We start from the raw sequence: 12931 nt of genomic DNA on the forward strand, positions 1-12931 counted from the left end.
TTCGGCATGCACGGCCTTTTTCTGCCTTGCGCCACCTCGGCCGCTGCCGGTCCCTCTCTGTCCGGTCAGCGCGTCAGGCGCGAACGCGCCGTCGACGTCGCTTCGATCCTTATGCCGTCCGGCACCAGGAAGTTAACCACCGGAGGATGGACAGCAGCTGTCAGCACAACGACGGCGGTGGAGCCGTCGGGGCTGCCCGTTGACCCCGCGACGGCGAGTCCGCTGAAGCGTTGGGCAGCCGGGCTCCTTGAGACGAAGTCCGCGGCGACGTTCCTGACCCGGGCCGGGTTCAGTGTTGCTGAAGGACTGCCGCCCTGTGTGTCAACGTCCCCGAGGGTATAGCTGTCTGCTGCCGCAAGGGAGGCGCCATCCGCAAGGGAAAGCAGCCGCTTATGTTCGAGGTACACAGAGGAAATGCCAATGACCACGCTGGCGACCAGCAGAGCCAAGGTCACGTACCCGAGGATCATGACCGTCATCTGGCCGTCCTCGTTGTTTGCCCTGGCGGTCATCTGAATCTGCCCACCAGTTGTGTTGCGGAGGCTTCAACCTCGCTTGCGGCCAGCCGGAAGCCACTGTTGAAGGGCACAAACGGCAGGGGCACCGACAGGCTCACCGTAATGGTCACGGCGGTGCCCGGAGCCTGGCAGTCGGCGGGGTCGCATGTCGTGGAGATGCTTGCCTCGTCCGGCTGGTGCCCGAAGTCGGCCAGGGCGATGGACACCGCTTGTTCTGCGGCCGCCTGCGCCGTCGGTTCGTCAGGCTGGGCAACGTAGACCTTGGCTGCCTGGTCCGCTGCGCCCACGACGGCAAACGAGCCGCCTTGGATTTGACCCACGGTAATGACGAAGTACACCAGCGGCACCATGAGGAGGAGTCCAAGGAAGGTGAACTCGACAACGGCGCTCCCCCGCTCGCGCCCTCCCCTGCCTTCCTGTCCTTGAGCTGTTGATGGCGGTCGCAGGCACAGAGTCTGGACCATCCTGCGTTTGAGGAGTCGTGCCCCCAGCCTATGGCTGCACTGCGGCATGTCCCTTCACCTCCAGCATCCCGCGGGGGCCAATGAGCCCGATGACCGGCATCGGCGCCCGCACCGTCACTTCCAGGCTGCGGAGGCCTTGGACAGTCACCTCGCTGGTACTCACCTGTTCGGCAAATCCGGCAGTCAAGGCCGAGCCGATCAGGCTGCGGGTCCGCTCCTCAGCATCGGCCGCTCCCCGGTCCGCGAGGGTGCCGTACCTGGCCCCTGATGCCGCGGCATCGATCAACGTGTTGCGGACGTGCAGGATCAACGTCAGCTGGATGATGGCCAGGAAGAACATTGTGAGGAGTCCTCCCACCAGGACAAAATCCACTACTGCTGAGCCCTGCTCCCGCGTCCCCGCCGGACGGCGGACTCCGCGGACCGGGCCTGGCGGGTGGGAGGACCTGGGCACCGGCTAGCTTCCGACCGTATCCATCGCCTGGTTGAACATTGACTCCAGTGCCGGTCCGGCAAGGGCCAGAAGCGCAGCCACCAGCACAGCCGACATCAGGGTGATCATGACCCAGCCCGGCACGTCTCCCCTTTCCTTGTGGTCGCAGCTTTCACTACGGACGCCGCCGCGACGGGCTGCCGGGCGAAGGGCCGCGCCCAGGGCGGTGTTCACAACAAAGAGCAGGGATGCCCAGCGAATTCCCATCATTTTCATTTCCCGTCCTATTCCTGGTTCGGTTCTTCGATTGTTCTGCATTGCGGCGCCGGCCATGGGTGTCTTCGTTCACAGGCCCAAGTTGATGGCCGCGAGGCCCGGGAAGACGGCGAACACGACCGTCAGCGGGAGCACGCCGAAAACGAGCGGCACCATCATGGCGATTTCTTTCTTGCCTGCGGCCTCCATCAGGTCGCGTTTTGCGGTATCCCGCACGTCCTGGGCCTGGGCACGCAGAACATCTGCCAGCGGCGTGCCTCTTTGGACAGCGACGATGATGCCGTCCACGAACCTCACCAGCGGCGCCAGGTCCGTACGTGCGGAAAATTCCTGCAGTGCCTGCACCAGAGGCTTGCCCGCCCGGGTCTCGGCAAGAATGTCCGCGAACTCCTTGGTGAGCTCTCCTTTGGCACTGCGGCAAACCCTGTCCAGGGCTCCGGTGGCACTCTCCCCTGCGCTGACCGCGAGTGCCATCAGTTCAGCGAGGCTCGGGAATTCCGCCATCATCCTCGATTCACGCCGTTTGACCTGCACACTGAGCCAGTAGTCCCGCAGCATGAAGCCGCCCACGGCACTGCCCAGGATGGCGACAACGGCGAGCAGTGGATTGAACCTGCCGGCGGCGGCTCCCGTCGCGGTAATGCCAAGGGCAGCCACAAAGCCGGCAGCCGCCCACAAAAGCTGCTCCGCCCGGAAGTCTAGGGAAGTCTTGTTGATCCCCGCCTGCGCCAGTCGTCGCGTCGTGGCCCCCGGCGACGGGTTCAGCCTTCCCAATGCCGCCATGCCGTCCCGGAACACCGGACGCAGTATCCGTCCGAGCGGGCCGAAAGGCGTCGGGTTGGCTTCCGCCGGGACCAAGAGCCGTGATTCCAGGTTCTGGGACTTCAACTGCGGCTCGATGCGTTCCGTCAGGGTGGTCGCACGCATAGGCGGTGACCTGAAGATGACGAGCCACAGACCCGTCCCCAGGACAAGCCCGCAGACGACGGCGGCAGGAGCTGTATCGATCATCTGAGCACCCGCTCATCCCGGGGCAGTGCCCCGATCCTCAGCATGATCGAGTAGCAGAGCAGCGAAATTGCCAGGCCACCGAGCAGGACTGCAGCGCCCACGGCGGTGTTGTATGCCTGCACGGCCTCCGGCCTTGTTGCCATCAGGATCAGGACGATCCATGGTGCTGCCACCGCAAGGCGTGCCGCGTTGACGGTCCAGGACTGCCTGGCCTCGAGCTCGCTGCGGGTGCGGGCGCTCTCGCGGAGGAACTCAGCCAACGTTCCTAGCAACTTCCCGAGGTCTGAACCGCCAACTTCGCGGGTCAGGCGGAGGGCTTCGACAATACGGTCGGCAACCGGGTCCGCGAGCCGGTGTTTGAGCTTGTTGAGGGAGGCATCGAACTGCCCTCCGGCGCGGTAGTCCCCACCGAACTCCCGGAACATGTGCCGGAGCTCTTCAGGTCCCTTCTCCCCCAGCTGTATGAGGGCTTCCGGCAGCGGCAGGCCGGCACGGATCGCCGAGCGGAGGTGGTCTACGACGTCCGGCCACAGTTGGCGCAGCAATGCGCTTCGCTTTCTTGCCCTCCAGCGCAGGATGCTGATGGGGAGCCACGCTGCAAACAGCGCGAAGCAGCCGGCAATAGGCCAGGATCGGCTGCCCGCGTAAAACACCAATGCCACAAGTAAACCGAGCCCCGCGCACGTGCCGACGAGGCTGCCCGGGGATACCTTGTCGACGCCGGCGGAGGCGAGAAGGTCACCCAGGCGGCTGACCTTCCGCTCCTTGGGCCCCTGGAGCGGTGTCTCCCAGAAGGACCACCAGATGAGGAAGAGGCCCGTCCCCGTGGTGATCCCCAGCAAAGCCGCCGTCATCGCGGATCCAGCAGCGCCGCGACGTCGTACCCTGCACGGCTGAATTTTTCAGCGGCCGGCATCGAGTTGGCCCGGGGCTGCAGTGCACCGTCCACCATCGCAAAGACCGGAGACGACTCGATGATGCCGTTCTCCACGCGTCGGCCCAGCGAGAGAATTTCGGTTACTTCCCTGCGGCCGTTGGCCTGCCGGCTGCAATGGACCACGAGATCGATGCAGGAAGCGACGGTGGGGACGACAAAGGCTGAAGAGATGTTCTCACCCGCGAGCAGGGGCAGGGTGCAGATCTTGGTGACTGCGTCATGTGCTGAATTCGCGTGGACGGTGCACATGCCTGGCAAGCCGCTGTTCAAAGCGATGAGCATATCCAGGCTCTCCGCTTCACGGACCTCCCCCACGACCAGGCGGTCCGGACGCATGCGGAGCGCTTCCTTGACGAGGCGGCGCAACGGTATTTCGCCTTCGCCCTCAAGGTTTGGCTGGCGGCACTGCAGGCCGACGACGTCGCGCAGGGGAAACTGAAGCTCAAAAATCTCCTCCACGGTGATAACACGCTCCCGGCTTCCAATGCTGGCCGCCAGGCAGTTGAGCATGGTGGTCTTGCCTGCCTGGGTGGCGCCCGAGACCAGGATGTTGAGTCCGCTGGAGACGGCTGCGCCAAGGAATCGGGCTGACTGGGGCGTCAGCGTGCCCAGGTCGACGAGATGCTCCAGGCGGCTGGCCTTGACCACGAATTTCCTGATATTGACTGCCCAGTGCTTGCGCGTCACATCCGGGATAACCACATGGAGCCTTGACCCGTCGGGTAAGGCAGCGTCCACGAACGGAGAGGACATGTCCAGCCGGCGGCCGGAGCTTTTCAGCATCCGCTCCACCAGATCGCGGACCTGCTGCTCACTGAGGCTCAGCGATGTCAGCTCGGATTCGCCGTTGCGCGCCACAAAGATCTCATGTGGAGCGTTCAGCCAAATCTCTTCGATGGCTGGATCGTCCAGGAGGGGCTGGAGAACGCCGAACCCGGCGACGGCGTCGAAGAGGAATTTGCGGGCCGCATCCAAGGGCCCAAGAGGAGGAAGCGGACCCATCAGAGCCCGCTCGTCATAATCCGTTACTGCTGCCTCCACCAGGCGGCGGACCTCACCGGCCTGATGGAGGGGATCAAGCCCTCGGCGACGGATGAGCTCGCGGACTTCATCCTCGACTATTCCCAGCGCGTCCATAAGTTCCCCAATACAACTGCCGCCCCCGGCGGAGGCAGTGCAACTGGGATAAAGCCTAAAGATGGTCAAGCACGGCAACAAGTCATATTGGCCAAGCTGTGGACAACCATCGATGCGGCCGCCCGGCATGGGCCTATGAACGGCCGCCACGCACGGGCTCAACGTCGGATCTGGCGAGTTCGCTGGGTGAAGCTGATCCCGGCTGTTACCAGGCCGGCGCACGCCCTCGGGTGGGTATTGGCACATAAACCCTGCGGGCATCCACATACTTCCACCGTTTTGTCTTTATCGGCGAGCTCCTCTCCATAGGATTCCTCCATGTGGACCAAACAGAGCCAAAGCTTCTGCCCCGCATGCGGCAGGACCACCCACCACGTGACTCACTTTCACAAGGACGACGCCGGCGCGCTTGTTGCCAGCGCACGTTGTGCCGAGTGCCCGCAGCCGGGCGTGCCCGCCGAAAATTACATGCCCGCCCCGCTATGGAAATCCCACGGCGTTCCGGCGCTCTGACATGAGTACCGGAATCACGATCTCAGTGCCCTACCCGGCAAATGCGAGTAAGGGGTACTCGGGCGGCGTGTGTTGCTCAGGAGGTAAATGAATCATCGGGGGCACCAGCTTCCTCAGGGACCTGGACGCGACAGCGTTGGGGCGGAACGTTTAAGGAGTACCGTGAAGAAATCGATCAAACGAGCCCTGAGTCAGGGGCTGGCGACAGCCCTTGTCCTCGCCGGGCTTGGAGCAGCCATGGGGGGACCTGCGAGCGCCACGGTGCCGCCACCTCCTCCGCCGCCGCCGCCGGCGCCGATTTATGGCACCTCCGGCTTCAATTACACAGGCGTAGGAAATCCCCCCACGGCTGATAAGCCGCAGAGCAAGTTGTGGTGGAACGATGGCTCCTGGTGGGCGGATATGTGGACCTCAGGAGGCTGGAAGATCCACAAGCTGGACCGGGCCGCCAAGCAGTGGGTGGACACCGGGGTGGTGGTGGACAGCCGTGCCAACACATCGGCAGACACCCTCTGGGATGGCACGCACCTCTACATTGCCCACCATGTGGTCACCATCTCCACTGAAGATGGGCCCAAAGCGTCCCGCCCGGACTCCCCCGCCAAGCTGTACCGGTACACGTATGCCGACGGAAAATATACGCGCAGCAGTGGATTTCCTACCACTATCACCACGAACAGCAGCGAGTCGATGACTATCGACAAGGACAGTACGGGAGCAGTCTGGGCCACCTGGACGCAGGTGTCCGGTGTCCAGACCGGAGGCTATACCAGCGCCGTTATGGTGAACAACTCTGCAGCGGGTGGCACTTCCTGGGGCACGCCGCAATCCCTTTCAGGCGAGAGCGCAGCGGCCGCCCCCGATGACATCTCGTCGATCGTGGCCTTCGGCAAAAATAAGATCGGGGTCATGTGGTCCGACCATACGACAGGCTCGGTCTGGTGGGCAACGCGCACAGACGGTCAGGCCGCCACGTCATGGAAGGTACAGTCTGCCGTCCGCGGACCCAACCAGGCTGACGACCACCTCAACATCAAGTCACTCCAGGCAGACGACAGCGGACGCGTGTTCGCAGCGGTCAAGACGAGCTTCGATATGAACTCCACCGCGAAAAACTCTGATCCCCAGCTACAGCTGCTGGTCTTCAAGCCAGCCACGGCAGCATTCGAAAAGTTCACGATCTCGACGATCGGAGATTGCCACACCCGCCCGCAGATTGTGCTCGACCCGGAAAACAACAAGATTCATTCCTTTCAGGCGGGTCCTGCAACAACTGTGACCGGCTGCCCCTACAGCGGAGTTTCGGGCGCAATCTATCAAAAGTCAGCTTCTCTGGATAACCCCGTCTTCCCAGCGGGCCGCGGCACCCCGGTCATTCAGGACGCGACACCCAGCGTAAATAACGCGACCACCACCAAGCAGCCCGTCACGCGTGCGAGCGGCGTCGTGGTCTTGGCCAGCGACAACGACGAAGGGCGCTACTGGTTTGCTGACTTCGGCGGCACCACCGAGGAGGAGACCTACACGGTCCAGGGTCCTATTGGCGAAAAGTACGCCACGGTGTCCGACCTCGTCGGGCCCCCTATCGCCAATGAGGTTAAGGACCAGCGCTTCGGCGGCTCGTATCAGAAGTTCGAACGCGGAACTATCGCCTATCTGCCTGATTCGGGTGCTTTTGCGGTCGCCAACGGTATCAGCACGGTGTGGAACAGCATCGGGGCCCATAATGGCGACCTCGGATACCCCACGTCGGACGAATACTCGCCGATGGCCGGCGGCGTAATGCAGGACTTCCAGTTCGGGAAGATCTCGTGGAACGCGGCCACCGGATCCCGTATAACAAAGGGCGGCATTGGAGCCACGTGGGACAACGCAGGCGGCCCTCTTAGCGGACTCGGTTACCCCACCACCGATGAATACGCCCCCATGGCCGGTGGAGTCATGCAGGGATTCCAGTACGGCAAAATCTCGTGGACGGCAGCCACAGGCTCGCGCATTACCAAAGGTGGCATCGGCGCGACGTGGGACAAGGTCGGCGGCCCGCTCAGCGGACTTGGCTACCCCACCACCGATGAATACGCAACGGCCAACGGCGGAGTCACCCAGGCTTTCCAGTACGGCCAGATTGTATGGTCACCTTCCACCGGTGCCCGGTTCATCAAGGGCGGCATTGGCCAGGTCTGGATCAACGCTGGCGGGCCTAACAGCGGCCTCGGCTACCCGACGTCGGATGAGATCAGTGGGCTCGTTCGCGGCGGTGCGAAGCAGTACTTCCAGGGCGGAGAGATAGTTTGGTCGTCCGCTGCAGGCGCCCGCATAATAACAGGCGGCATACGGACCGCCTGGGTTGGCCAGGGCTCTGAAGGCGGCCGTCTGGGCTATCCGACAACCAATGAATACGCTGCCAGTGGCGGCGGCCGTGCACAGGACTACCAGGGCGGCAGGATCATCTGGCGTTCAGGAAGTGTCTCGATTGAGTATGCGGCGGCCGCCTAGCGACGGCACAAACGATCCCGGGGCAGATTGAGCTGACCCAACCGCGTCCCTGTTCGTAATGGGCCCACCGGCTCGGTCGGTGGGCCTGCTACAGAGTCCTTCCTGACAGCGAGACGGACGGTGTAGACGGTACGTCGACGCAAAGATGCCCCGCCATCCATCAATGGAAGGCGGGGCATCCTTGTGGTCCGTCCCGCCTGCGTCTCCGGTCCCCGGCTGACGTGGCCTTAGAGATGACTGTGGCAGCAACGCCGAAGCCTACCCTCGACGCCGGACGGCTATGAGATTCAATCTTCAGAATTTGTCGCGAATAGCTGCTGTCCGGCTGAGAGGAGAGGCTGCCCAGGCCCTTGCCAGTGAGCAGCCGAGAGGGGCGCTAAATCACAACAGCAACAACAGAACCACTAGTTCCAGTGGTAACAGCAGTGCTATGGTGAGCGCGTTAACTGTTGAAATACCACCTGCCGCGTGCAATCCCTGGGGGGAAAACACCCGTGCAGCAAACCAAATGAGCGCTCGGCGGAGCGCCGCATTGTCTCCGGAGCAAAAATGAAGCGGAACCTGTCTCAGTCCCGTCGCCCCGCGTTTATGTCCTTGGGAATAGCGCTCCTGGCCGCAACTCTTGCGGCCGGCCCAGGTCTGGCGGGGGTTGCATCCGCCGTCGAGCCCGCTCCTACCCCAACGTCGCCGTCCCCGACAACTACATCGTCAGACGCTGCGCCAACTTTGCCGTCGCCGACAGCTGCTTCGTCAGATGCCGTTTCACCATCACCTGCGGTGCCGCCCCCGTCCCCTACGCCCACCGAGACGGCTTCAGTAGAAACGGTTTCCCCCCAGCCATCGCCCGGGACTGTGCAGTCGATGGCCGAGGCAGTCGGGGTGGGCGGCGCTGAGATGGGACAGCGGTCCGCTCGCGTCACTGCGGCTGCCTCCTCGGGGTCCGTAAAGAGGCTTAGTGCGGAGTCCTTGTCCAGCGAAGGCACCTGGATGCCGACGTTCGGTATCCAGGGCCTGGACGTGAGTGGGCATCAACCGAGTGTGGACTGGCAGCAGCAGTGGAACATGGGTGCGCGTTTCGCCTACGTAAAGGCCACCGAGGGCAACTACTACAAAAACCCTTCCTACAGCTCGCAGTACCAGGGCTCACGCAATGTGGGGATGATTCGGGGCGCGTATCACTTCGCGATTCCGAACTGGTCTTCAGGAGCCGACCAGGCACGGTACTTTGTGCAAAACGGTGGAGGCTGGTCTGCAGACGGATACACCATGCCGCCAGTGCTTGACTTCGAGTTCAATCCGTACGAGGGCCGCACCATCAACGGGTTCTACTTCGGCAACACCTGCTACAACATGTCGCCCTCGCAGCTTCAGTCCTGGGTGCGGGATTTCGGCAACACCATGCAGGCAATGACCGGCCGCCTGCCGGTCATTTACACCAACACAAGCTGGTGGAACCAGTGCCTCGCTAATCCTTCAGGCTTTGGGGACTACCCCCTCTGGATTGCCGCCTACCCCAGCTCGCCTACGAACAACGCCGGGCCGGTTCCTACTGCCAGCTGGAGCAGCTACAGCATGTGGCAATACAGCAGCACCGGGCCGTTTGCCGGTGACTCGAATGTGTGGAATGGCGACTACGCAAGTTTGCAGCGTTTTGCCCGTGCCGGGAATGGCATCGAGGATGCCTTCAATCGTGAGTACCAAGCGTCCAGTTCGTGGCTCGGAAACCCGTGGGGACCGATAGCCTGCGGGCTGGCCAACAACGGCTGCTACCAGATATTCCAAGGCGGGTCGATCCAGTGGTCCCCTGCTACGGGAGCACATTCAGTTCGCGACGGAGCAATACGCGGTACTTACCAGAGGTCGGGATCGGAAAATGGGCCCCTGGGATACCCCGTCCTGGGCCCGGAAATTTGCGGACTGAAAGGTGGCGGCTGCTACCAGATGTTCCAAGGTGGTGCCGTAATTTGGAACTCCATCACTGGTGCGCAAATTAGCCTTGCGGGTCCTGTCCGGGACCGTTACGCTTCCATGGGATTTGAGAACGGTCCCTTGGGATACCCGACTTCAAGCCAAGTGTGTGGCTTGGCTTCCGGCGGATGTTCCCAATCCTTCCAAGGAGGGGACATTCTGTGGTCATCAGGCTCTGGGGCCTTCGCGGTAACAGCGGGTGCCATTCGAGCCAATTACGGAAGTCTCGGCGCGCAGGGTGGCAAGCCCGGCTATCCCGTCAGCAACGAAGTATGTGGTCTTAAGAATGGCGGCTGTTACCAGTTCTTCCAGGGCGGCTCAATGATCTGGTCGTCGTCCTCAGGTGCGCATTTCAGCCCCTTTGGCTCCATCAGGGGAGTCTGGGCTTCACAGAACTTTGAAAATGGATGGCTCGGATATCCCTACACCGACGAGTATTGCTCCTCCTCGGGGGAATGCCGGCAGGATTTTCAGGGAGGGTCGCTCATATGGACTCCGAAAACCGGTGTAAGCGTCTACCGTCGCTAGCGGAATTAATGGCGTCGCCAGCAAGGGTGATGGCCCGAGTCAGGCTTTTACTCTGATCGGTCAAGAGAGTCATTGCCGCTGGGAGCGCTAGCAATACGCGGTATTTGAACTGCAAAGGGATCCTGACTCCAAGGCCGAGTCAGGATCCCTTTGCGGTGCCGGGCATCCCTGCAGTGGCATTGTCCCTAAGTCAAAGTCCTCGCACGTACTCTTCCAAAGCCTTTTTACAGTCCCTGGTTGTGTAACCTTCCGACGCGAGCTTGCTGAGATCAAGAGTGCTATTGAGGGGCCTGGGAGCAGCCGCTTTATCCCTGAAATACTCAGCTGTGCTGACACCGGTAACAGCTGACCTTGGTTTACCCAACAGCTCATAGACATCCCCGGCAATATCCGCCCAGGACTGCGGTTCGCCCTCGTTACTCAGGTTGTAGGTGCCGTACTCAGCGCCCGACTCCAACAGGTGCTGGATGCCGGCGGCGATATCTTGCGTGAAGCTGAGGCGGCCGATCTGGTCGTTGACCACTGAAGGTTCGATACCGCGGCCGGCGAGGGATGCCATGGTCCGCACGAAGTTGTTGCCCTCGCCGATTACCCAGCTGGTCCGCACGATGTAGTGGCGGGGAACCACGCTGACGACGGCGTCGCCGGCGGCTTTGGTCTGCCCGTACACACCCAGAGGGGTGAACGGTTCAGTTTCATCGTGGCTCTCGCGGACACCGTCAAAGACATAGTCGGAGGAAACGTGCACCAGGGTGAGGTCATGGTCGACGGCGGTACGCGCCAGCCGTGCGACGGCAGCAACGTTGACAGCCCAGGCGGCTGCCCGGCCTTCCGCGGTTTCCGCGGTATCGACCGCGGTGTACGCGGCGGCATTGATAATCGTCGAGTAGTTCTTCCAGTTCCGCTCCGTGAAGGATGCTTCGCTGCCCAAATCGAAGCCGGCGCGGCCGGCAAACTCAACGGTTGCGTCGCCGTCGTAAAGTTCCCGCAAGGCCTTGCCCAACTGGCCGTCGGAACCTACGACGAGGATCTTCTTGGCAGGCATCGGCACAACATCCGCGAGGCGGGGATGCGCCCTGTCCTTATCGGATAGTTCTGCTTCCTCCAGCGGCACCGGCCAAGTGATCGCCGCTGTCTCGTCCGCGAGGTTCAGGAAGGTGTATTGGCCCTGGGCGTCCGCTGACCAGTGGTCGTTGACCAGGTAGGTGTAGGCTGTGTTGTCATCCAGGGTCTGGAAGGCGTTGCCCACGCCGCGCGGAATGAAGATTGCCTGGCTGGGGTCCAGTTCAGCAGTGAAAACCGCACCGAACGACGGGCCTTCGCGCAGGTCCACCCAGGCACCGAAGATGCGCCCCGTGGCCACCGAGATAAACTTGTCCCACGGCTCGGCGTGGATGCCGCGGGTGGTACCTGCCTTCTCGTTGAAGGAAATGTTGTTCTGCACGGGACGGAAGTCCGGCAGGCCAAGGGCCACCATCTTTTCCCGTTGCCAGTTTTCCTTGAACCAGCCACGGTTGTCACCGTGTACCGGCAGGTCATAAAGGACGACGCCGGGGATCGGCGTTTCGTGTGCGGTCAGTTTTTTCGAGAACTCGATCTGCATCGCCTACTGGCCCTGTTCCTTGTACTTGGCTTCGGTCTGGGCCTTCTGCGGGCGCCACCAGTCTTCGTTTTCGCGGTACCAGGCGATGGTGTCTTCGATACCTGCGTCGAAATTGGAGAACTGGGGTTCCCAGCCGAGTTCGTCGCGGAGCTTGGTGGAATCGATGGCGTAGCGCAGGTCGTGGCCCGGTCGGTCGACGACGTGATCGTACGCGTCCGGGGCCTGGCCCATGTGCTTCAGGATCAGCTCAACAACGTCCTTGTTGTTCTTCTCCCCGTCGGCTCCGATCAGGTAGGTCTCGCCGATTCTTCCTTTGGCGATGATGGCCAGCACGGCCGAGGAGTGGTCGTTGGCGTGGATCCAGTCGCGGACGTTCTCGCCCTTGCCGTAGAGCTTGGGCCGGATCCCGTCGATCACGTTGGTGATCTGGCGCGGGATGAACTTCTCCACATGCTGGTATGGGCCGTAGTTGTTTGAGCAGTTGCTGATGGTCGCCTGCAGCCCGAAGGAACGGACCCAGGCGCGCACCAGCAGGTCAGAGCCGGCCTTCGTGGAGGAATACGGGCTGGACGGGTTGTACGGGGTCTGCTCGGTGAACCGCTCCGGGTCATCGAGCTCAAGGTCGCCGTACACCTCGTCGGTTGAGATGTGGTGGAAACGCTTGTTGTGCTTCCGTGCAGCCTCGATCAGCGTGTACGTACCAATGATGTTCGTATCAAGGAACGGGCGGGGATCATGCAGCGAGTTGTCATTGTGTGACTCCGCCGCGTAATGGACCACAACGTCTGCCTTCGCAACCATTCCGTCCACCAACTGTGCATCAGCGATATCGCCGCGGACAAACTCAAAGCGCTCGTCCGGCAGGCCCCGGAGAGATTCCACGTTCCCTGCGTATGTCAGCTTGTCCAGCACGGTGACGTGGTCATCCGTATTTTCCAAAACGTAGTGGACGAAATTAGAGCCAATGAACCCGGCACCGCCGGTTACGAGGAGTCGCGACATATTCTTAGGTTACCGGCTGGCCCTTGGTCCAATGTCATCGGTCCG

General features: G+C 62.2%; 11 protein-coding genes. 2 read left to right on the plus strand and 9 right to left on the minus strand.

Annotated elements, in window-relative coordinates; translation table 11 throughout:
* Window positions 1–65: 65 nt before the first annotated feature.
* The 7 genes from AC4BCK_RS13060 to AC4BCK_RS13090 form a co-directional block, all read right to left on the minus strand.
* Window positions 66–512 carry a pilus assembly protein TadG-related protein gene (locus AC4BCK_RS13060; protein ID WP_246256515.1) on the minus strand — a complete coding sequence of 149 codons (447 nt, stop codon included), beginning with the start codon at window positions 510–512 and terminating at the stop codon, window positions 66–68.
* Window positions 509–856, minus strand: coding sequence for a hypothetical protein (locus tag AC4BCK_RS13065; RefSeq protein WP_364080114.1), 348 nt, complete (start codon window positions 854–856; stop codon window positions 509–511). The genes AC4BCK_RS13060 and AC4BCK_RS13065 overlap by 4 nt, the downstream gene beginning before the upstream one ends.
* A gap of 154 nt (window positions 857–1010) precedes the next feature.
* Window positions 1011–1322, minus strand: coding sequence for a TadE/TadG family type IV pilus assembly protein (locus tag AC4BCK_RS13070; protein ID WP_217432775.1), 312 nt, complete (start codon window positions 1320–1322; stop codon window positions 1011–1013).
* A 117-nt stretch (window positions 1323–1439) separates the two neighbouring features.
* Window positions 1440–1691, minus strand: coding sequence for a hypothetical protein (locus AC4BCK_RS13075; RefSeq protein ID WP_174181734.1), 252 nt, complete (start codon window positions 1689–1691; stop codon window positions 1440–1442).
* 69 nt (window positions 1692–1760) lie between these two features.
* Window positions 1761–2702 (minus strand): type II secretion system F family protein, encoded by a 942-nt coding sequence (locus AC4BCK_RS13080; RefSeq protein WP_490566013.1) that lies wholly within the window; start codon window positions 2700–2702, stop codon window positions 1761–1763.
* Complete coding sequence (locus AC4BCK_RS13085; RefSeq protein ID WP_174181755.1) at window positions 2699–3556, minus strand: type II secretion system F family protein; 858 nt, start codon at window positions 3554–3556, stop codon at window positions 2699–2701. The genes AC4BCK_RS13080 and AC4BCK_RS13085 overlap by 4 nt, the downstream gene beginning before the upstream one ends.
* Window positions 3553–4776, minus strand: coding sequence for a TadA family conjugal transfer-associated ATPase (locus AC4BCK_RS13090; protein ID WP_174181757.1), 1224 nt, complete (start codon window positions 4774–4776; stop codon window positions 3553–3555). Before AC4BCK_RS13090 ends, AC4BCK_RS13085 begins: the two co-directional genes overlap by 4 nt.
* Window positions 4777–5451: 675 nt before the next feature.
* Here AC4BCK_RS13090 and AC4BCK_RS13095 point away from each other — a divergent pair.
* Window positions 5452–7785: a hypothetical protein gene (locus AC4BCK_RS13095; RefSeq protein ID WP_400634620.1), complete on the plus strand. Its 2334-nt coding sequence runs from the start codon at window positions 5452–5454 to the stop codon at window positions 7783–7785.
* A 987-nt stretch (window positions 7786–8772) separates the two neighbouring features.
* Window positions 8773–10281: a GH25 family lysozyme gene (locus AC4BCK_RS13100; RefSeq protein WP_309296828.1), complete on the plus strand. Its 1509-nt coding sequence runs from the start codon at window positions 8773–8775 to the stop codon at window positions 10279–10281.
* Window positions 10282–10471: 190 nt separating this feature from the next.
* On the opposite strand, the gene AC4BCK_RS13105 is transcribed toward AC4BCK_RS13100, so the two are convergent.
* Both AC4BCK_RS13105 and rfbB read right to left on the minus strand, forming a co-directional pair.
* Window positions 10472–11884: a sugar nucleotide-binding protein gene (locus AC4BCK_RS13105; protein WP_400634616.1), complete on the minus strand. Its 1413-nt coding sequence runs from the start codon at window positions 11882–11884 to the stop codon at window positions 10472–10474.
* A gap of 3 nt (window positions 11885–11887) precedes the next feature.
* Window positions 11888–12886 (minus strand): dTDP-glucose 4,6-dehydratase, encoded by a 999-nt coding sequence (gene rfbB / locus AC4BCK_RS13110; RefSeq protein WP_251421175.1) that lies wholly within the window; start codon window positions 12884–12886, stop codon window positions 11888–11890.
* Window positions 12887–12931 lie beyond the last annotated feature (45 nt).

The sequence above is a fragment of the Pseudarthrobacter sp. As-47 genome (assembly GCF_058215595.1).

Bases quoted from the DNA above. Each gene is read 5' to 3' on its own strand.
- AC4BCK_RS13105 (WP_400634616.1), bottom strand. From the start codon at position 11,884: ATGCAGATCGAGTTCTCGAAAAAACTGACCGCACACGAAACGCCGATC.
- AC4BCK_RS13060 (WP_246256515.1), bottom strand. From the start codon at position 512: ATGACCGCCAGGGCAAACAACGAGGACGGCCAGATGACGGTCATGATC.
- AC4BCK_RS13100 (WP_309296828.1), top strand. From the start codon at position 8,773: ATGCCGACGTTCGGTATCCAGGGCCTGGACGTGAGTGGGCATCAACCG.
- AC4BCK_RS13085 (WP_174181755.1), bottom strand. From the start codon at position 3,556: ATGACGGCGGCTTTGCTGGGGATCACCACGGGGACGGGCCTCTTCCTC.
- AC4BCK_RS13075 (WP_174181734.1), bottom strand. From the start codon at position 1,691: ATGAAAATGATGGGAATTCGCTGGGCATCCCTGCTCTTTGTTGTGAAC.
- AC4BCK_RS13070 (WP_217432775.1), bottom strand. From the start codon at position 1,322: ATGTTCTTCCTGGCCATCATCCAGCTGACGTTGATCCTGCACGTCCGC.
- AC4BCK_RS13080 (WP_490566013.1), bottom strand. From the start codon at position 2,702: ATGATCGATACAGCTCCTGCCGCCGTCGTCTGCGGGCTTGTCCTGGGG.
- rfbB (WP_251421175.1), bottom strand. From the start codon at position 12,886: ATGTCGCGACTCCTCGTAACCGGCGGTGCCGGGTTCATTGGCTCTAAT.
- AC4BCK_RS13090 (WP_174181757.1), bottom strand. From the start codon at position 4,776: ATGGACGCGCTGGGAATAGTCGAGGATGAAGTCCGCGAGCTCATCCGT.